We start from the raw sequence: 19,142 nt of genomic DNA on the forward strand, positions 1-19,142 counted from the left end.
AAGAAACATTACATTAGGGAGTGGTCGTAGTGGTCAAAAAGTTGATTTTATCTTTAGGTGCTCTTTCGTTGTTATTTCCAGCAATGGCTTTCGCAGACGACCCGTCTGCAGGAACACTGAACATGGGTTTGAACTCGATCTGGGTTCTGGTCGCAGCAGTGTTGGTTATCTTGATGCAAGGTGGATTTATTCTTCTTGAATCCGGTTCGACACGCATGAAGAATGCCGGGCATATTGCCGGTAAAACAATCTTCACATTAGGACTTTGTACCTTGGTTTACTGGGCAGTAGGTTATGCATTTGCTTTCGGCGCAGATAACGCTGAGAATTCAATCAGTAAATTTATCGGATGGGGCAGCTACTTATTCGCTCCTGCAGTATCTGCAGCAGAAGGCGAAGCACTTCCTTCCACAATCTTCTTCGTATTCCAACTGGCTTTCGCCGCAGTATCGCTTTCCATCGCATGGGGCGGTTTCGCAGAACGCGCTAAGCTTTCCGCATACCTGGTCTTTACCGTATTGTTTACAGCACTGATCTATCCGGTCATTTCCCACTGGATCTGGAGCCCATCCGGCTGGTTGTTCGCTGAAGGCGCACAAGACTATGCTGGTTCCACAGTAGTTCACTTAACGGGAGCAATTGCAGCTTTCGCAGCAACCGTACTTCTGAAGCCGCGTATCGGTCGCTTCAATAAAGATGGCTCCGCAAATGAAATTCTAGGTCATAACCAAGTATTTGGTGCTTTGTCTGTTCTTATACTATGGGTTGGTTGGTTCGGCTTTAACGCAGGTAGCGCACTCGGTGTAGGCGATGGATTCTTCGGATACGTTGCCTTCAACACACAACTCGGCGCAGCAGGCGGCGCAGTAGCAGCACTCCTGATCTCCTGGCTGGTAAACGGCAAAGCTGATATTACAACAACATTGAACGGTGCACTTGCAGGACTTGTTGCGATTACCGCAACTTGCGCATTCGTTGACCCTTGGGCAGCGGTTGTAATCGGTTTGATCGCCGGTGTTCTCGTATTCTTCAGCGCTAAATTCTTCGAGAAAATCAAAGTTGACGATCCGATCTTTGCGCTTTCCGTACATGGTGCGGCAGGGGTTTGGGGTACGCTGGCAAACGGAATCTTTGCTACGGATGTACTTGCGAAGAAACTTAACGTTGGTCAAGGCGGTATTATTGATACAGGCAACTGGCATCAAATGTGGGTACAGCTTGAATCCGTACTCGTTTGCGGCGGCTATGTACTCGTAGTTTCCTTCGTATTGCTAGGAATCATGAAAGTTGTTATGGGCCTTCGCGTTACGGAAGAGCAAGAGATTATCGGTCTTGACCTTTCCGAGCATGGTACATTCGGCTATCCGGAGCAAATGAAAAAAGCGCAACAAAGCATGTAAGAGCAGCAAGCACAGCCTTAATAAGTTGTTCGATATACTGACATAGGGGTGAGCACAGCATGAGCGATCCGGTTCGTGCGAAGCTGCTTACACGCATCGGGACAACCGATGATGTGGTGACGCTGCGCGGCTTGCGGGATCAAATCCACGAGCGAATGGAAGCTCTGCACGCGAAACAGCCAATTGAACAATTTAATACGGATCTGAATGAGGTACATGACGCATTCATTCGTCGGGCGATCTCACTTTCGGAAGGGCAAATGGCACGGCTGGGGCATGGTTCCCCACCCGTGCCTTACGCGTATTTATTGTTCGGCAGCGGAGGCAGGGCGGAACAAACGCTGTCAAGCGACCAGGACAGCGGTATGATTTACGACGATCCGAAAGAGGAGTCGATGCGGGAGCAGGTAACGGTTTATTTTCATACCTTCGCCGAATTGATTGTCGCCATGCTTCAGAAGCTCGGTTATCCGCCTTGTGAAGGAGAGGTCATCAGCTCGAATCCGTTCTGGTGCCAATCGCTCTCACAGTGGAAAGCGAAGCTAGACAGCTGGTTTGAAGAGCCGGACTGGGAATGTGTCAGGTATCTTCTCATCGTAGCCGACAGTCGAATGATTTATGGTCAGAATCAGCTGCTGCAATCATTGAAGGATCATTATTATACGGATATGTTAAATCACCGTGTCATCGTTCGTCACATGCTTAACAATACGATGCGACATAAAGTGCTGATCGGTGTGTTCGGCCAGCTGCTTAAAGAACAATACGGCACAGACGCCGGCAGTTTGGATCTGAAATACGGTGCGTATATTCCAATGGTCAATGCGATGCGATTGTTAAGCATACAAGCAGGTGTGCGTGAAACGTCGACAATCGCGCGGATTCATCGATTACGTCAGCTAGACGTCTTAACGGAAGAGGACTGTGTCATGTATACCGGCATTTTTCGTCTATTCATGCGTCTTAGGCTGATGAGTACGGAGAAACGAGAAGATGGGTTATATATGAACAACGGCAAACTGCCGCAAGTGAAGCTGACGAAGGAATTAATCGAGGAGCTGAAAGCCGGACTCAAAGGCGTAAAGAAGCTGCAACGCTTCGTTCAAAAGCAGACGACGGGAAGGCTCTAGAGCAGCGGAGGGAGAACCATGAAGGAGCAAAAAAGTGTAGGCAGGATGTGGCATTTATACAAAATGGGCGGAATTACACCGGCGATTGCTTCGATGATGGGCGCTCAAAACGCACAGCAAATGGCCTTCATCCGCTCGATGTCGAAGGAGCAGCGCAAGGAATCGATTATGGACCAGCCGCTGCAAGATATGGAGGTCGTCGTATTTGATCTGGAGACGACCGGATTCTATCCGACAAACGGGGATGAAATCTTATCGGTTGGCGCTGTGCTCGTGAAAGGGGATCAGCTTGTAGAAGGCGGAACGTTCTACAGCCTAGTTAATCCTAAACGAAAAGTGCCAAAGCATATTACGGAGCTAACCGGGATAACGAATGAGATGGCCCGGGATGCACCGGATCTGATGCAGGTGCTTCATGATTTCATGGAGTTTGTCGGCAAAAGATTGCTCATCGCACATGCCAGCGGCCATGACAAGCAGTTTCTCAATGCCGCGCTGTGGCGGACATCGAAGGTTAATCTGACACATCGCGTGCTTGATACGATGCTTGTAGGGAAATGGCTGGAGCCCAATCGGCTCACGTATAACTTGGACGACATGCTCACATTGAGCGGAATTGAAATAACGCAGCGGCATCATGCGCTGGAGGATTCCCTCATGACAGCCAAGCTGTGGATACATTATTTGAAGCGAATGCATGATCGAAATGTGATTACACTTGAGGACTTATATGCTTATTTGAGTCAACATTAACGGTGTGAAGAGACCGTTCTCCGCCCAATAGGGCTGAATAACCGGTTGGTCCATCTGTTGCAGCGATACGATCCAATAATGAATGCCCGATTCCGAAGTATGCAGGCCATTCCAATCCGCAATGCTTGGGATCGGCTTTGACGAGGGATGGGAGTGAAAGTAGCCGACAAGCGATTGTCGGTTTTTTTGCATGCTGTAATAGACCCGAATCCATTCCTCAGGATCGAACGCGAACCGATTCGTCGGCTGATGCGACCGATTGCGAATGGCATGAATGCCTGTTACGGTCACGAGAGGCTGCCTTTCTTCCCTGGTTGGACCGGTCAATATCCCGCATGCCTCCTCTGGTAATGCCCTTACGCAGCATTCTACGAGGGCTTGATAGGCATCGGTTGTCATTGTCGCTTGAGTTAGCCCTGCTTTAGCAGCATTAGATTCTGAATCGTTAACGGCTTTGATGAAGTTGTTCATCTACACAATGCCTCTTTTCATTTCGAAGGTCATTGTCTCATTATAGCGATTCCTTTCCTTGGAAGACAATGAGCGGTTTTACTGCGTATCGCCGGCCTTCTTAGGCGGATGGACGAGGAAAATAATGATGAGAAGGGCGCCAAATGAGAGCACAGCGACAACACTGTACAGCAGAGTGTCGGAACGTTTGGCCATCCAACCGAATAAGGGAGGACCAAAAGCGACACCGAAGAAACGTAAGCTGCTATAGAGGGAGGTGACCATTCCCCGATGCTCACGATCTACCGAGCCGGTAATGAGTGTATTCAAACAGGGGAGCAATAGTCCGGTCCCGGCGCTGCTGAGTGCCGCGAAGCCGATTAATGCATATACACTGTTGTGGATGAAAGCAGCGGCTGCCAATGCCAAGCCCATCACGGTTAAACCGATGATCATGAGCCGCCGCATGAGTGCGCCGTTATTTTTGATTTTGCGGCCGGTTACGTAAGCTGTAATGACTAAGAAGAGGAGCGGGATCGCCAGAACGCCACCTTTCGCGACGCCGTCAATATTGTAGGGGGCCTCTTCTAAGACGTCGGATAGCCGGAATAGGACGCCGAACAGGATAAAGAGTCCAAGAGAACCGGATACGAAGGCAGAGATGAGCCAGCGCCCTTTCTCCTTGAAAACCTTGGCGATACCCGCAACATATTGTTTGACGGGCGTTTTCTCTTTATTTTCTTTGGGCGGTTCCTTGATTAAGAACATCATGGCGAAGAATGACCCTGCACAGAATAATGGAAAGGCAAACAAAGGGGCATACCAAGCCATTAAGGCGAGCAGAGAACCGATAATCGGACTGATGACTTTTCCGGCTCCATTCGAGGCTTCGATTAGCCCCAATGCTTCGCTTTCGCTCCCGTCCTTGTACATGTCGCCGACTAGCGCCATTGCGATGGGTGAGGTACCTGCAGCGCCTATTCCTTGGAGCGCGCGTGCGGCAATAAGCAGCCAGTAGGCATGCATAACGGCTCCTATGCCTGCAACTATCCCCGCAATTCCATAGAGAGCTAGAGAAGGCAGAATAACGGCTTTACGAGTGAAACGATCGGATAAGTATCCTGAGATCGGAATGATGAGACCGGCTGCAACCGAGAACAATGTAATAACAAGACTTGCTTGAAATCCTGAGATGCCAAGCTCCTTCTCCATATCCGGCAAAATAGGGACCAACATCGAATTACCTAGTACGAGCACGAGCGGTACAGTTGCGAGCGCTCCGTATTCAAGCCATTTGCCTTTGCCCTGTTCACCTTGCTTTTGCTTGTTCTTACTGCCGCTGCTCGATTCGCTCGTGCGCAGCTTGCCCGGTTTCCCTTGGGTCCATCCGGATTTCGTTGCTTGCTTCATTAGAACAGCTCCCATGGCGAATTTGTGTCATCTCGACGGTAATGTTCCCACGAACTTGAGCATCCATTCCCAAGCGTGGTAACATGTAGGAAGGTTGTCCAAAACAAGATATTGCATACGAAAGAAGGCGCAGGGATGAAACGTTCGATCGTACTGATCGTCATCGTGCTGGTATTGGCCGGTGCCGCAGTATACCAAAATAGAGGCAAACATAACGAAGCGCTTGCCGCTTCGAGCGACATGCTCCCCAAACCGGGCTATACGGCTCCCACACTGGAGCTGCCAAACTTAACGGATCAAGCAACAGCCATCGGCGGTAAACGCGAGAAGCTGCTCATGGTGAATTTCTGGGCATCCTGGTGCTGGCCTTGTGAGATGGAGGCGCCGGATATGCAGGCACTATCGGAGAAGTACGGCGATAAGCTGGAGCTCTACGGAATCAATGCAACAAGCTTGGATAAAGAGCGTCAGGCAAGAGAGTTTGTCACCGAGCAGAAGCTTAAATTTCCTATCCTGATGGATCGGGACGGCAAAGCGACAGACTTGTACAAAGTGAACACGTTCCCTACTACACTCTTGATAGACAGCAACGGGATTGTAAGAGAGCGGATAGGCGGGGTCATTTCCAAGAGCAAATGGGAAGCGATCATCGACAAATGGATTGATGTGCAAGAAGAGCAGCATACAGGCACATAACTACAAACCATGCGTAAAATAAAGAACGCCGTATCAGCCCATTAAGGCGGATACGGCGTTCTGCCGTTTAGTGATTGACCAATCCGAACTGTTCACGAGGTTCATCCATGGCATTATCGATCTTGGACATATTGAGCAGCGCATAACGAATGCTGTCCACCAGCGCTTCCCAGCTTGCTTCAATGACGTTGTTCGAGACGCCGACTGTGTTCCAAGTGTTCTTGAAGTCTGTCGATTCCATTAACACACGGACTTTGGCAGCCGTTGCATCCTTCTCATCAATGACCCGAACCTTGTAGTCGGATAAGTGGAAGTCGTTAATGCTTGGGTAGAACTGCTCCAGCGATTTGCGAAGCGCATTGTTCAGCGCATTAACCGGACCATTGCCTTCAGCCGCCATATAAACGGTTTGGCCTTCGACATTTACCTTAACGATCGCTTCGGCATTCATGTTGTTGCCGTTTGTTTTCTCAACGATCATTTTGAGTGATTCCAACTTGAAAATTTCTTTCATTTCGCCGAAGGCATCGCGCAGCAGCAGCTCGAGCGATGCATCGGCACCTTCGAATTGGTAGCCTTGGTGCTCCAGATCTTTGATCCGTTCCATAATTTCTTTGGTCTTGTCGTTATTCGCATTAATATCAAGTCCGAGCTCTTGAGCTTTGGAGATGATATTGCTTTGACCTGCAAGCTCAGAGACGAGCACACGCTGCTTATTGCCGACCAGCTCAGGGCGGATATGCTCGTACGTCTTGGAATCTTTCATAATCGCGGAAACGTGAATGCCGCCTTTATGCGCGAATGCAGCGTTACCGACATACGGCTGTGCTACAGGCATGTGGACATTCGCGATCTCGCTGATATAGCGGGCAGTATTCGTAAGGGATTGAAGCTGATCGTCACTCACGCAGCGATAGTTCATTTTGATTTGAAGATTCGGGATGATCGAGCATAGATTCGCGTTGCCGCAACGCTCGCCGTATCCGTTGATCGTGCCTTGCACCTGGCGAGCGCCGGCCTGTACAGCTGCTAAAGTGTTAGCTACCGCAAGCTCGCAGTCATTGTGCGTATGAATACCGATCGGTGCGTTAAGCTCCATTCGGATACGTGTGACGATATCATGCACTTCGCTTGGCAATGTGCCGCCATTGGTGTCGCAAAGCACGATCCAATCCGCGCCGGCATCTTGCGCTTTACGCAGTACCGAGAGCGCATATTCAGGGTTATGCTTGTACCCATCAAAGAAATGCTCCGCATCGAAGATCGCTTCAACGTCATTGCGTTTCAGGAAGGCAAAGGAATCATAGATCATTGCCAAATTCTCTTCAAGCGTCGTCTGCAGAGCGGTATGTACATGGAAATCCCATGACTTGCCGACCAGCGTCGCAGCAGGTACACCGGACTCGACAATGCGCAGCAGGCTGCTATCTTGCTCTGCCAGTGAATTTTTGCGTCTTGTGCTGCCGAATGCGGTGATCTTAGCTCCCAGCTTCAAATGCTTGACACGTTGAAAGAACTCGATATCCTTGCTGTTGCTGCCTGGATTTCCGCCTTCAATATAATGAACGCCAAGTAAATCAAGCTTCTGGGCAATTTTTATTTTGTCGTCTGCGGAGAGGCTGATTCCTTCGCCTTGCGTGCCATCTCTCAGCGTAGTATCGAAAATGGAGATTGTGTTAGCCATCATTTGCAGAAGCCCCCTTCACTAGTAAATCCTATGCGTAGTCATAATTTTTTATTATAGCATTACTTGTGCGGTGCGTAAATGTTAGGTTGCCACTCCCGAAAAGCCGCAAGTTGACTGGCCTTATCGGCAATTGTATGCTGAAGTGAGAAGCATATTTTGCGGAATAGGAGGAAGTTGGCCATGTCTGCGGATCAACAGAAACCAGCTGCTAAGAACCGGATTATTTTGCATCTGGACATGAATGCATTCTATTGCTCTGTACATGAAGCGGAGGAACCGCATCTATATAAAGGAAAGCCAACAGCGGTTGCCGGCAGCGTAGAGCTGCGCAAGGGCATTATTGTCACTTCTTCCTATGCAGCCCGCAAGCAAGGGGTGAGGACAGGGATGACCGTGCGTGAAGGAATGCGCCGCTGCCCGGATCTGATACTCATTCGCCCTGACTTTGATCTGTACCGCACCTATTCGCGAGGTTTCATGTCTATTGCCAGGCAATACACGCCACTGGTAGAAGCGATGTCAATCGATGAATGCTATATGGATATTACAGGCTCATCCACTTTCGGAGAACCACTGGAAATTGCGCATGCCATTCAGGATCGCATTCGCAACGAATGGAACCTGCCATGCTCGGTCGGCGTCGCGCCGAATAAGCTGCTGGCGAAGATGGCCTCAGATATGCAGAAGCCGAACGGGTTCACCGTGCTCCGCATTCGAGATGTTCCGAAACTGCTGTGGGATAAACCATGTGACTCGCTGTTTGGAATCGGGCGAAAGACAGCTGATAAACTGACGAAACTCAATATACGAACAATCGGGCAACTGGCGGAAGCCGATGAAGCCATGCTGACGAAACATTTTGGCGTACTCGGTTCATGGATGAAATCGGCATCGTATGGATATGATCATTCGCCGGTTAATGCAGCCAGAGAACGGAACAAATCCGTCGGTCATACGACGACACTGCCCAAAGACGTGAAAGATCGCGCGGATGTGCACCGGATCTTGCTGAATTTGGCCGATCAAACCGGACGCAGAATGCGTCATCAGAAAATGATGGCATCCACCGTACAGATCGTTATCCGCAGACCGGATATGACTACAGTGAGCAGATCCATTACGCTTCCTGTGCCTACAGATTCCGCTGCAGACATCCATAAAGAAGCTTGTAAACTATTCGATAAACATTGGCCGCTTGGCGAGCCTGTCAGGCTGCTAGGGATCACACTGCAGAATCTATCATTGCAGGAAGAAACGGCTGTTCAGCTAGACTTGTTCGAGTATAAAGAGCAGCCAAAGAAAGCCGCACTAACGAAAGCTATGGATATGCTTCGCGATAAGTTTGGCGAGGATGCTGTCCTAACGGCCGGCATGCTTGGAGACGATCCTTCCGCATTAATTCGTAACAAACGAATTAGGGGGACATCCTTGCAAACAGACGAGCATATGTTATATAGTGATGAGTGAGGGTTGTTCGCTAAAAAACCACACAATCGTAAGTTTCTTGGCTTACAATTAATAGGAGGGAATACGATGTCGAAGTTTACTTGGGTTGAAAAAGATACGTGCATTGCTTGCGGAGCATGCGGAGCAACGGCACCGGACATTTACGACTACGACGATGAAGGTCTAGCAGAGGTTATTTTCGGCAGCGACGGTAATCACGGCAATACAGAAATTCCATCTGACCTATACGATGATTTGCAAGACGCGGCAGACGGCTGCCCGACGGATTCCATCAAAATCGCAGACGCTCCTTTTAATAACTAATTCTGCTAAATAGGATTGAAGAATAATCCCATTTCTTGTTTCGACAAGAGGTGGGATTTTTCTTGTTGTTTCGACATGTTTATATTGCCATATCTTCTGAAGGTGAACTAGAATAGAAGGAAGATTACTAGGAAAAATTTACTGATTTTTGCGGGATTAGGGGGACATTATGCTTAGGCGGAAGTGGTTGATAACAACGGCCTCAGGGCTGCTGATTTGTTTGTTCTGGTCGTTTCTAAGCAGCCTGGGAACAGGCGGCACGCTAGGCCGGCTAGAGTCGATTTTGCAGGATAACATCATGCAAAAGGCAGATGCGGATCGTGCACCGAATGTGAATATCAAGCTCATCAAAATCGACCAAGCCTCGCTCGACAATTTAGGACAATTTCCATGGGACCGTGGACTCTATGCACAGCTAATCTCGATGTTGGCGGAAGCGGGTGCTAAAGCCATCGCACTGGACGTCGTGCTGGCTGAACCTGGGAATGATCCGGAGAGCGACAAGCTGATGGCAGAGTCGATGAAGAAGTACCCCAATGTCATCTTACCTGTCGTCTTTAACTTCAAGGCGAGACAAGATGAAGCCGGAGAGATTGAAACGGAATCGATTTCCTATCCTGCCGAGACAATCGGAGCAGGACCTGATCAATTAGGACATATCAATGTCCTACAGGACAAAGACGGAACAGTCCGTAAGCTGACGATCGGATTGAAAGATGATAAAGGCCAAGTGATTCCGGCATTCAGTGTGAAGCTGGCCAATTATTTGTTGGATCAAGCGCATCAAATTGCGTGGAATGAGGAGAAGAAAGATTGGTATCGCGGAGAGCAGCGAATTCCGGCAGACAGCCGTAATCAGATCGCCACGGAATTCTATACGGAGCCTCGTGAAGAAATGAGCCTAGCAACAGGTTATGATTCACAATCCTTCTTCGATGTGCTCTCTGGAAATATCCCGGCGGATTACTATCAAGGCGATGTTGTGCTGATCGGACCATTCGCGCCGGGCTTGCAGGACGAGTACTTAACTCCGCTCAGCCCGACGCTGAAGATGTATGGAGTTGAGATTCACGCCAATATGATTCAGTCGCTGGTTGCCGGGAAGTTCTCAACGAAAGCAAGTCCTGTTGTTAATTATGCTTTGATCATTCTACTGACGCTGCTTGCAACGCTTCTATTTGAACGGGTTACCGGCAGGAAGGCGTTTGCCGTATATGGAGCACTCGCAGCAGTATTTATTTTGGTGTGGATAGAGCTTTATCAGCTTAAATCATTCTTTATCACCTTTACCTATCCGTTCTTGGCATTAACTACGGTCTTCATATGGTCCGTCGTCAGCCATTATATTACGGAACGAAGAGAACGCAGCCGGGTCACGAATATTTTTGGACGTTTCGTGCCGCGTACGGTCGTGGATGAAATGCTCGCTTCCGGCGAGGAAGTAACAGTTGGCGGTCAACGCCGGGATATCAGCGTTATATTCGTCGATATTCGAGGCTTTACACCGATGTCCGAGAAGCTGGAACCGGAGCAGGTTATACAAGTTCTTAATGAATATTTGGATATTTGTACGAAGGCTGTTTTCAATTGGAATGGCACCCTCGATAAGTTCATCGGAGACGGTGTGATGGCGATCTTCGGCGCGCCGATATCGCAGCCGAACCATCCTGAGCTCGCTGTGCGTGCCGCGCTAGAGATGAAACGCCAATCGGCGGAGCTCGAGGAACGTTGTTTGCGCGAGATTGGTGTCCCCGTTCGATTCGGTGTCGGCGTGAACAGCGGCCCTGCCGTTGTCGGCAACATAGGCTCTCAGATGCTGCGGCTTGACTATACGGCGATCGGCGATACCGTCAATCTGGCAGCGCGATTGGAGTCTAACGCGAAGCCGGGGCAAATTCTGATCAGTGAAGAAACACTGGCCCGGGTGCAGGGCAAATTCATTACGCAATCGATCGGCGAAGTGAAAGTGAAAGGGAAAGAGAAGCCTGTCCTGGTTACGGAAGTATTAGGCGAGGCGGATGAACATAGCGAAGTGGATACTACGAATAAAGAGGCGATCTAGAAGGATCAGCTGAAAGGGAGAGTAGGAACATGATCAGCACAAACTACCGCAGGCTGCTCACGATGTTATGCTTGCTGCTCGCGATAGGACCGGCTTCATTTTTCGCAGGTGCGGGTAAGGCTTCGGCTCAAGTGATGCGCGTTGCGATCGTAGATTCGATGAAAGGTTCCGTTTCTGTTCTTAAATCGGGCGGAGCTAAGCCATTCGCGGCCTTTAAAAACATGAGCTTAAATGAAGGCGACCAAATTGCAACGAGTAAAGATGGCAGTGTTGTGCTTCAGCTAGCCAGTGATGATGCCAATAAGGATACGATTACAATCGGTCCAAGCTCTCAGGTTACGTTCACGAAACTGAAGGAAGCGAGCGGCACCAAAACCAAAATGAGCGTATGGGCAGGCTCGCTGTGGGTGAAAGTGAAATCCGTTTCCAATGCGAATGATCAATTTGAAGTGGAAACGCCAACCTCGATCATGGGCGTACGCGGAACTCAGTTCTTTGTCGGCGTCAATCCGAGAACGGGGCTGACGAGCGTGTTCTTGGCAGCCGGCGTAATTGAGTCCATTACAGGTGGTATTCGTCTTGGGACAGATGGGGAGTCGGAGCAAGATGATACAGTCTTGTTGTATCCAGCTCAGCAGCTAGATGAAGCGAACGATGCAGACGGAGAAGGTTTAATGACCTCCGTTTCGATCATGGATATTACAAACTTCATTAATAACGCTTCTCCGGAAATCATCAAAGCCATCCTTGAGGATGCCGCTAACATTCGCAAGGAGCAGGATGAAATGCTGGAGAAAGCGAAAAACAGCATGGATGATCCTGCGGGCAAAAATAACTTCGGCGGTACGATTAAATCGCAAGAGGATCTGCAAGCAGCAACCGATAATTTGACGAACCTGCTGTCGATCATGGCTCGCGAAGCGGTGGAGAAGCAGAAGATCGATAAATCTGTCATTGATCAGATTAATAAGGATGCCAAAGAGAAGCTGCTAGACCTGGACACAGTTGCAGAGCTGAAGCTTTCCGAAGCAGATAAGTTGAAGCAGAAAGCAGCTGAAGAGCTCAAGGAGAAGCAGAAGAAGCTTGGCGAAGCCAAAGAGAAGCAATTGCAGGAACAGAAGGAAAAAATGGCTGAAGCCGTAAAGAAGGCGAAGGAACAGCAGGCGAAGCTGGCCGAAGAGAATCGGAAGGCTTTGGACGAACTAACGAAGAAGCTGGAGCTGCTTTACTTCGAGAAGCTGACTAAAGCAGAGCAGGACAAGTTTAATGCGGACCGCGGGGAAATCGCGAAAGAGCCGATTAAAGAGAATAGTTCAAGCAGCGGTACCAACAATGGTACATCAACGAATGCGCTTGCCAGCTTGAAATTCAGTCAAATTGCCTATGCTACCTCGCCGCTCATCCTGTCCGGTCCTACGGGAGCGGTCGATCTGGAAGTCGAGTTTAGCGGGTTTATCGATTCACGTAAAATCAAAGGGTATCAAATTGAGATCGAATACGATGCAGGGCCGGCCACTTTCGATATAGGCAGCTTTGATGGCGCATCAACTTCCCTCAATTACCGCTCCGGTGGAGGCGGTTTCGTGGTTGAGCCTGAAGGAAAGAACGTATCAGGCGCAAACAGCGTAGACGACTATCGGATCGTAGACGGCGAAACGAGCAAGACGCTGGTTTATACGGTAGCGAAATTCTCAGGTGATTCTGTTCAAATCAGTAATGCCACGTCGGTCTTGAAGCTGCCGTTCCTTGTCAGAGCGATAATGCCTGGCAATGAGGAAATTGGCCCGGATACACTTGCAACGCCGATTCACTTCCGGATTAAATCCATTACTGCTGTAGATGCAGCCGGTGTTCCGGTAGCGACTGTTAAGGGACCGGAGCTAACGCTTCAAGTGAAGCCCGCCAAAAATTGACGTAAGGGGAAAAGCAGCTCATGATCAATAAACAGAAAACTGCCGCGCTTACACTTGCAGCGGCGGTACTGCTAGGTTCATTCAGCAGCAACCTATATGCTGCTTCATCTACAGCGACGGTTGATTCCGTGCTTAGAAACAAACCGCTTTATGAGGTGTATACGGCGGCAGGCACCGGCGCTTATGAATTGACTAATGGCAAATCAACGGCAGCAGCATTTCGCGAACCGACATCGCTGCTCTATGATGCCGGCGCCGATGCCTTTCTGGTTGCAGATTCCCGCAATCAGAATTTGCGTGTTGTGACACCTTCGCAGACAGCTACTGCAGCGGGGGTTTACATCGGAGATGACGAGTTCAATTCTCCACTTGGAAGCTTGGTAGATGGTTCCGTAGCGGAGTCCGCATTTAATCGTCCATCCGGATTGGCGGAAGATGCGAGCGGTGCCGTTTACATTGCAGATGCCGAGAATAATGCAATCCGTAAAATTTCGAATGAAGGTAAGGTGACAACCCTTGCCGGGAATGGAATCATTGGCTCGGCTGACGGCACCGGTGAAGCAGCGCGCTTCTATCATCCGCTGGATCTGGCTGTTACAGGCGATGGCGTCATTTATGTGGCGGATACGTTAAATCATGTCATTCGCCAAATCAAAGCGGGCAAAGTGACGACGCTGAACGCCGCTTCGACTCGGATTATCGAATATTTCCCCGGCGTAGTCGAAGGCGTCGGCGATTATGCGGACGGCCCGCTCAGCCAAGCGAAATTCAATGAACCGAGCGGCCTTGCACTAGATGCGAAAGGCAATTTATATGTTAGTGATACCGGCAATAATCGCATTCGTTATATTGATTTCAAAACGCAGACAGTTACAACGGTTGCCGGAGGCGTAACGGGTACGGCTGCCCAATATGAAGCCAAAGCTCCATACGCGGAGGGCGGTTATGCCGACGGCAAGGCAGCGGCTGCTAAATTCCAAACGCCGCGTGGATTGACCGTCACACCGGAAGGCGGCGTACTTATCGCCGATTCGCTCAATCATGTTATCCGTTATTTGAATCAAGGCGTGGTAACGACGGTTGCGGGTACGCCCGGTGAAGAGGGCAGATCCGGCGGAGTTGCGGGAAGTGCGACACTGAATCGGCCGACCGATGTTGTATGGATGGGACAAGGCGCATTCGGAATTGCGGATGCTGGAAGTAATACGGTTCGAGTAGTAGTCCCGTATACAGTGCCAGAGCAATTGAAAGCTGATGGAAGCATCCATTTGCTGTATCATCAGAATGTGATCCACTCCGATGCGGCGCCGATCATTAAGGCGGGAACAACGTTCGTACCGCTTAGAGTGCTGACCGAGAAGCTAGGTTTCCAAGTGAAATATTCAGGTGGATCGGCTGTGCTGGCGCTTAATGGCGTGAGCTATACGGTGAAGAGCGGCTCCGCTCAAATCGTGAAGAAGCTGCCAAGCGGAGCATCCGAAACATTGACACTTCGCTCGGCATCATTCACATCTGACAGCAGATTATTCCTGCCGGTTCGTTTCTTCGCGGAGGAGCTTGGACTTGATGTGCAGTGGTTAGCCGATTCCCGATCCGTCTTGCTGCGCGATAAGAAATTCTAAGATCGTACATTAAAATTTTCACAAAAAAGCTGTGCGGTGCAAACCGTACAGCTTTTTTTGCCGATATAGTAGCTACAACAATTCGAAGAACCGGAGGTTCAGTTTCATGTTCGAGGATCAGAATGACAAATCCTATTTGAAGCGCTACGTACAGAACCATCCGACCAATCGAATGGCGTGGTATCTACTAGGCAAACAATATATGGAAGAAGGCAAGGAAGCGAAGGCCAATTACTGTTTTCTGCAGTCGGGCAGTGTGTATGAAGCCTATGAACGTAAGCAGCATGAGCTGGCTCATGATCCGAGCGTTATGATCGAGCAGTGGAATAAGAAGCGACGGGTTAGAAATCTATTGATCCGCGTTTCTATTGCTTCAGTAGTCTTTCTCGGGATCGTACTGGCAGCGCCTTTCGGGATAGCGAAGGATGAGGCAGAGCAAGATACCGGCAAGGATACCGCAGCTATGCAGAGTCAAACCAATGCGAAAGATGAGCTGAGGGTTGCCTTCATTAAACCGGCAGGAGAGAAGACATTAGGCAATGCACTAGGAGCTTTGTTAACCGGTGGGGGGAATGTCTCGCAAACCGGATTAGCAGTCATGCTGCAGCGTGATGGGAAATGGAGCATATGGACAGGGAAGACGCGTATATTGGCGGAGGCGAAGCGGGAAACGAAGGCTGATGCTGCCGCGGTTCGTCTGCTTGATCGTCAAACCTGTGATTGCCAGCCGGGAAATACAGCCTCGGCTTACAAAGCCTATACCGAGTGGAGCCGCGAGCAAGAAATGCGCTGGACGCTTGGGAGTGCGATTACGCACTATCACGAGCGTACTAAGGCTTGGCCCTCCGGTATGGATGATCTGACGCGCTCTTATCCGAATAATGTCCTGTCCGGAACGTCGCCGCAGATGAAGAAGCTGTTTCCGGAGCTGCTGCAGGCAAGCAAGGATCGTGCAGCTGGGAAACCTGCAAGTGGTGGAGGTTCAACAACTAATGGAGGGAAAGCCGGAAGTGAAGGCTCAATTTCCAATTCAGCCTCGCAAACCACGGCTTCCGGTTCTTCCGAGACGAAGCTCTCCGATGAACCGTTATCGATTATTGTAGATCCAGACAGCCATCAGCTTGCAGTCGTCTCCGGTGATATTATTGTCCGCAGTTATACCGTAGGTCTTGGCGGCAAGAAGACACCATCGGGTCAGTTCTTCATCAGTGAGAAGGTGAAGAATCCGAACGGACGGGATGACAGCGAATTCGGCAGCCGCGGCATGACGCTCTCCAATACCCTTTATGCGATTCATGGGACGGATGATCCGGATAGTATTGGGAAGGATGAGTCACATGGCTGTGTGCGGATGAATAAGAAGGATCTGGAGGAGCTGTACGATCTGGTACCGCTCGGAACAAAAGTGGATATAAAAAGCGATGTTCTCCCCGGCGCTGCGACCCCGGCTGCTGAGCGTTTCCGCTTGAAGCCGGTGCAGGACGAGACGAACACCGCTGTTGTTTATCGCTGGTTAAGTTAGAACGAGATGCTATTTATTATCAAGAATTAGCAGCACGGCCATCACGATGACGACAACACTGAAAATTGATCCAATCCAAACGAGCGCCTTCTTATTGATTTGTTCTTTGGGCTTGCTCTTCATAATGGGGGGTCTCTTCTTGGCTTGGCTCATGTGGATCAACCTTTCTTTTACTTTAAGTGGGTTTGTACCCTTATTGTAATCGTTTTCTTACCTAGATACAACTACTCTACCGGTTGTAAATAAGGGGTTTGCGCGCAGGAAAGCCGCGGCAGGCTCTTTCTTTTTCCCTTCTAACACGTTAAACTGTTCGGTAGAGCTAACACGAAGAACGGAGTGAGTTACGTTGTTGTATTCAAAATTGGCCAAGCCTTATTTCTTCCGAATGGACCCCGAGAAAGCCCATCATATGGTCATTGATGGACTACATACCGCAAGCCGTGTACCGGGAATACCGGCACTGATGCGTGCGATGTACGGTGTTCCGGAAGCGAAAGAGCTTGAAGTCGATCTGTTTGGCCTCCATTTTGCCCATCCGATTGGACTTGCGGCAGGTTTGGATAAGAATGCCAAGGCTGTCGATATGTTCGCGAATATCGGCTTCGGATTTGCCGAGGTAGGAACAGTTACACCTAAAGGACAGATCGGCAATGATCTTCCGCGATTGTTCCGGCTGCCATCCGATGAAGCGCTGATTAACCGAATGGGCTTCAATAATGAGGGTGCGGCTGCAATGGCGGCTAGACTGGCGCAGGATACGAACAGACGTATACCGATCGCGGTCAACATAGGTAAGAACAAGACAACACCGAACGAACTGGCCCACGAGGATTACCGTGCTTGCTTGCAAGCCTTATATACATACGGCGACTTCTTTGTCGTCAACATTAGTTCTCCGAACACCCCGGATTTACGGGCGCTGCAGCATGGTGATGAATTGAGACTTCTGTTATCGACCGTAATGGAAGAAATGGCTGTTCAAGCAAAGAAGAACGGCGGTACGCGGAAGGCGGTTCTGGTCAAAATCGCGCCGGATATGACGGACGAGCAGCTCGGCTATACGGTTGATACCATTAAGGCGAGCGGCGTAAACGGCATTATCGCAACAAACACGACAATTAGCCGTGATGGCCTGCAGCATGCGAATGCGAAGGAAACAGGCGGCTTAAGCGGGAAGCCGTTAAAGGACCGATCAACGGAGGTTATTCGCGAGGTCTATCGACAAACTAGCGGAAAACTGCCTATTATTGGTTCAGGCGGCATCTTTACTGCTGCAGATGCATACGATAAAATTCGCGCAGGTGCAAGTCTTGTTGAAATCTATACGGCACTCATTTATCGGGGGCCGGAATTGCTGCGGGAACTTGCGGACGGGCTGAAGGATGCCTTGCGCAGAGATGGATTTAAGTCGATTAATGAAGCAGTAGGAGCAGATCATCGGTCTTAGACAGGAGGCGGCCGGATGGACGGTAGAGACTGGGGACTTTTTTTGCAGCCTTACGAGCAAGCGGTAGAAGAATTAAAGGTGAAGCTGAAGACGCTTCGCACGGAGCTAAAGAATAGGGAAGCTTATTCACCGATCGAGTTTGTAACCGGCCGGGTCAAGCGGATTTCCAGCATACTGGAGAAGGCGAAACGGTTGTCGGTGCCAATGGAGAATATCGATACCGGCATTGAGGATATAGCGGGCATCCGCATTATGTGCCAATTCGTCGATGATATTCATCGCGTAGCGTCATTTATACGGTTACGGCAAGATTTGAAGCTTGTTTATGAGAAGGATTATATTACGAATTTCAAAGACAGCGGCTATCGAAGCTACCATATGATCGTCGAGTATCCGGTGCAAACGGCTATCGGACTCAAGCATGTATTGGCTGAGATTCAAATCCGTACGCTGGCTATGAATTTCTGGGCGACGATCGAGCACTCGCTCAATTATAAATATAAAGAGAGCCTACCGGATGAGGTGCGCGGCCGTCTGAAGAAAGCGGCGGAAGCGGCATCTGTGCTGGATACCGAAATGTCGAGCATTCGCAAAGAGATTCTTAACGCACAGCGGGAATTTGAAGAGAAGTCGAATATGGTATCCAGCGTGCTCAGCGATATTCAGGAGCTGTATTTCTTCCATCGCGTTCGTGAAGCCGTTCAGTTCCAACTGAGGTTTAATGAGCTGTGGGAGCAAGAAGACGCCTATGGAATCCGGATGCTGTCCGATGAAATTCGCACAGCCATCAATCGGGCGAAGAAAGGCGGCACAACTTAAGTGGGAACGGATCATACGTATGATGAGAGGTTCGTTCACTTTGTAGTGCTGTTTAATGTAGATGAGGATTATTTCGAATGCCATGAAGTGATGGAGGAACTGTGGCTCGAGGAGGGCCGCAATGTCCTCTATCAAGGGCTTCTTCAGGCGGCAGTTGGCCTGCATCACTTCCGTAATGACAATTTCTCCGGTGCGGTTAAGCTATTCACGCAGGCGGAGAATAAGCTTGTCCATTATCCGGACGAGCTGATGGGATTGGACTTAAAGCAGCTGCGGGCAGATATCGCCCAAAGCTTGGCACCGCTTCGTGCGTGGCAGGAGCGAGGGGCAGCGTCCTCTGGCGAGGCACCGCCTGCTTTTGCTCCATTCCGCCTTGCCGTGCTCGATGCTGAACTGCGCGAACTTACGAAAGCGCTTGCGGAAATTCCGTTAGAAAATCGTCTTCATGGAGAGGATTAATC

General features: G+C 49.8%; 16 protein-coding genes. 13 read left to right on the plus strand and 3 right to left on the minus strand.

The genetic code is table 11. The features are described 5' to 3' along the window. Window positions 1-29: 29 nt before the first annotated feature. From AC50Y3_RS01540 to AC50Y3_RS01550, 3 genes are read left to right on the plus strand one after another with little or no spacing between them, the layout of a single operon-like run. On the plus strand, window positions 30-1,400 hold the full coding sequence (locus AC50Y3_RS01540; RefSeq protein WP_494817015.1) for an ammonium transporter: 1,371 nt from the start codon (window positions 30-32) through the stop codon (window positions 1,398-1,400). Window positions 1,401-1,459: 59 nt separating this feature from the next. Next, window positions 1,460-2,530 (plus strand): DUF294 nucleotidyltransferase-like domain-containing protein, encoded by a 1,071-nt coding sequence (locus AC50Y3_RS01545; RefSeq protein ID WP_494817016.1) that lies wholly within the window; start codon window positions 1,460-1,462, stop codon window positions 2,528-2,530. Between the two features lie 18 nt (window positions 2,531-2,548). Further along, complete coding sequence (locus AC50Y3_RS01550; RefSeq protein ID WP_494817017.1) at window positions 2,549-3,283, plus strand: exonuclease domain-containing protein; 735 nt, start codon at window positions 2,549-2,551, stop codon at window positions 3,281-3,283. Here AC50Y3_RS01550 and AC50Y3_RS01555 read toward each other — a convergent pair. Beyond that, window positions 3,257-3,754: a M67 family metallopeptidase gene (locus tag AC50Y3_RS01555; RefSeq protein ID WP_494817018.1), complete on the minus strand. Its 498-nt coding sequence runs from the start codon at window positions 3,752-3,754 to the stop codon at window positions 3,257-3,259. The genes AC50Y3_RS01550 and AC50Y3_RS01555 overlap by 27 nt on opposite strands. Before the next feature lie 78 nt (window positions 3,755-3,832). Next, entirely contained in the window at window positions 3,833-5,143 is a 1,311-nt protein-coding gene (locus AC50Y3_RS01560) for an MFS transporter (RefSeq protein WP_494817019.1), read from the minus strand. A 135-nt stretch (window positions 5,144-5,278) separates the two neighbouring features. Here AC50Y3_RS01560 and AC50Y3_RS01565 point away from each other — a divergent pair, with 135 nt between their 5' ends. Beyond that, complete coding sequence (locus tag AC50Y3_RS01565; RefSeq protein WP_494817020.1) at window positions 5,279-5,839, plus strand: TlpA family protein disulfide reductase; 561 nt, start codon at window positions 5,279-5,281, stop codon at window positions 5,837-5,839. A 67-nt stretch (window positions 5,840-5,906) separates the two neighbouring features. On the opposite strand, the gene cimA is transcribed toward AC50Y3_RS01565, so the two are convergent. Continuing rightward, entirely contained in the window at window positions 5,907-7,523 is a 1,617-nt protein-coding gene (cimA, locus tag AC50Y3_RS01570) for a citramalate synthase (protein ID WP_494817767.1), read from the minus strand. Between the two features lie 183 nt (window positions 7,524-7,706). Here cimA and AC50Y3_RS01575 point away from each other — a divergent pair, with 183 nt between their 5' ends. From AC50Y3_RS01575 to AC50Y3_RS01615, 9 genes are all read left to right on the plus strand, one after another. Beyond that, window positions 7,707-8,993 (plus strand): DNA polymerase IV, encoded by a 1,287-nt coding sequence (locus AC50Y3_RS01575; RefSeq protein ID WP_494817021.1) that lies wholly within the window; start codon window positions 7,707-7,709, stop codon window positions 8,991-8,993. A gap of 66 nt (window positions 8,994-9,059) precedes the next feature. After that, window positions 9,060-9,296, plus strand: a complete 237-nt coding sequence (locus tag AC50Y3_RS01580) for a ferredoxin (RefSeq protein WP_091214960.1) — start codon at window positions 9,060-9,062, stop codon at window positions 9,294-9,296. A 169-nt stretch (window positions 9,297-9,465) separates the two neighbouring features. After that, entirely contained in the window at window positions 9,466-11,358 is a 1,893-nt protein-coding gene (locus AC50Y3_RS01585) for a CHASE2 domain-containing protein (RefSeq protein WP_494817022.1), read from the plus strand. Between the two features lie 29 nt (window positions 11,359-11,387). After that, window positions 11,388-13,271, plus strand: a complete 1,884-nt coding sequence (locus AC50Y3_RS01590; RefSeq protein WP_494817023.1) for a FecR domain-containing protein — start codon at window positions 11,388-11,390, stop codon at window positions 13,269-13,271. Between the two features lie 20 nt (window positions 13,272-13,291). Further along, window positions 13,292-14,893: a stalk domain-containing protein gene (locus tag AC50Y3_RS01595; RefSeq protein WP_494817024.1), complete on the plus strand. Its 1,602-nt coding sequence runs from the start codon at window positions 13,292-13,294 to the stop codon at window positions 14,891-14,893. A gap of 106 nt (window positions 14,894-14,999) precedes the next feature. Next, complete coding sequence (locus AC50Y3_RS01600; RefSeq protein ID WP_494817025.1) at window positions 15,000-16,415, plus strand: L,D-transpeptidase; 1,416 nt, start codon at window positions 15,000-15,002, stop codon at window positions 16,413-16,415. A gap of 346 nt (window positions 16,416-16,761) precedes the next feature. Beyond that, the gene (locus AC50Y3_RS01605) at window positions 16,762-17,862 is read left to right on the plus strand and encodes a quinone-dependent dihydroorotate dehydrogenase (protein ID WP_494817026.1); all 1,101 of its coding nucleotides are present in this window, start codon (window positions 16,762-16,764) and stop codon (window positions 17,860-17,862) included. Between the two features lie 15 nt (window positions 17,863-17,877). After that, window positions 17,878-18,681, plus strand: a complete 804-nt coding sequence (yjbM, locus tag AC50Y3_RS01610; RefSeq protein ID WP_494817027.1) for a GTP diphosphokinase — start codon at window positions 17,878-17,880, stop codon at window positions 18,679-18,681. After that, on the plus strand, window positions 18,682-19,140 hold the full coding sequence (locus tag AC50Y3_RS01615) for a DUF309 domain-containing protein (RefSeq protein ID WP_494817028.1): 459 nt from the start codon (window positions 18,682-18,684) through the stop codon (window positions 19,138-19,140). The last annotated feature ends 2 nt before the right edge of the window (window positions 19,141-19,142 follow it).

This window comes from Paenibacillus sp. J22R98 (assembly GCF_059383835.1).

What these genes read in the sequence shown, in the direction of transcription:
- AC50Y3_RS01580 (WP_091214960.1), top strand. Translation starts at nt 9,060, where the DNA reads ATGTCGAAGTTTACTTGGGTTGAAAAAGATACGTGCATTGCTTGCGGA.
- AC50Y3_RS01555 (WP_494817018.1), bottom strand. Translation starts at nt 3,754, where the DNA reads ATGAACAACTTCATCAAAGCCGTTAACGATTCAGAATCTAATGCTGCT.
- cimA (WP_494817767.1), bottom strand. Translation starts at nt 7,523, where the DNA reads ATGGCTAACACAATCTCCATTTTCGATACTACGCTGAGAGATGGCACG.
- AC50Y3_RS01600 (WP_494817025.1), top strand. Translation starts at nt 15,000, where the DNA reads ATGTTCGAGGATCAGAATGACAAATCCTATTTGAAGCGCTACGTACAG.
- AC50Y3_RS01595 (WP_494817024.1), top strand. Translation starts at nt 13,292, where the DNA reads ATGATCAATAAACAGAAAACTGCCGCGCTTACACTTGCAGCGGCGGTA.
- AC50Y3_RS01545 (WP_494817016.1), top strand. Translation starts at nt 1,460, where the DNA reads ATGAGCGATCCGGTTCGTGCGAAGCTGCTTACACGCATCGGGACAACC.
- AC50Y3_RS01585 (WP_494817022.1), top strand. Translation starts at nt 9,466, where the DNA reads ATGCTTAGGCGGAAGTGGTTGATAACAACGGCCTCAGGGCTGCTGATT.
- AC50Y3_RS01575 (WP_494817021.1), top strand. Translation starts at nt 7,707, where the DNA reads ATGTCTGCGGATCAACAGAAACCAGCTGCTAAGAACCGGATTATTTTG.
- AC50Y3_RS01550 (WP_494817017.1), top strand. Translation starts at nt 2,549, where the DNA reads ATGAAGGAGCAAAAAAGTGTAGGCAGGATGTGGCATTTATACAAAATG.
- yjbM (WP_494817027.1), top strand. Translation starts at nt 17,878, where the DNA reads ATGGACGGTAGAGACTGGGGACTTTTTTTGCAGCCTTACGAGCAAGCG.
- AC50Y3_RS01565 (WP_494817020.1), top strand. Translation starts at nt 5,279, where the DNA reads ATGAAACGTTCGATCGTACTGATCGTCATCGTGCTGGTATTGGCCGGT.
- AC50Y3_RS01590 (WP_494817023.1), top strand. Translation starts at nt 11,388, where the DNA reads ATGATCAGCACAAACTACCGCAGGCTGCTCACGATGTTATGCTTGCTG.
- AC50Y3_RS01560 (WP_494817019.1), bottom strand. Translation starts at nt 5,143, where the DNA reads ATGAAGCAAGCAACGAAATCCGGATGGACCCAAGGGAAACCGGGCAAG.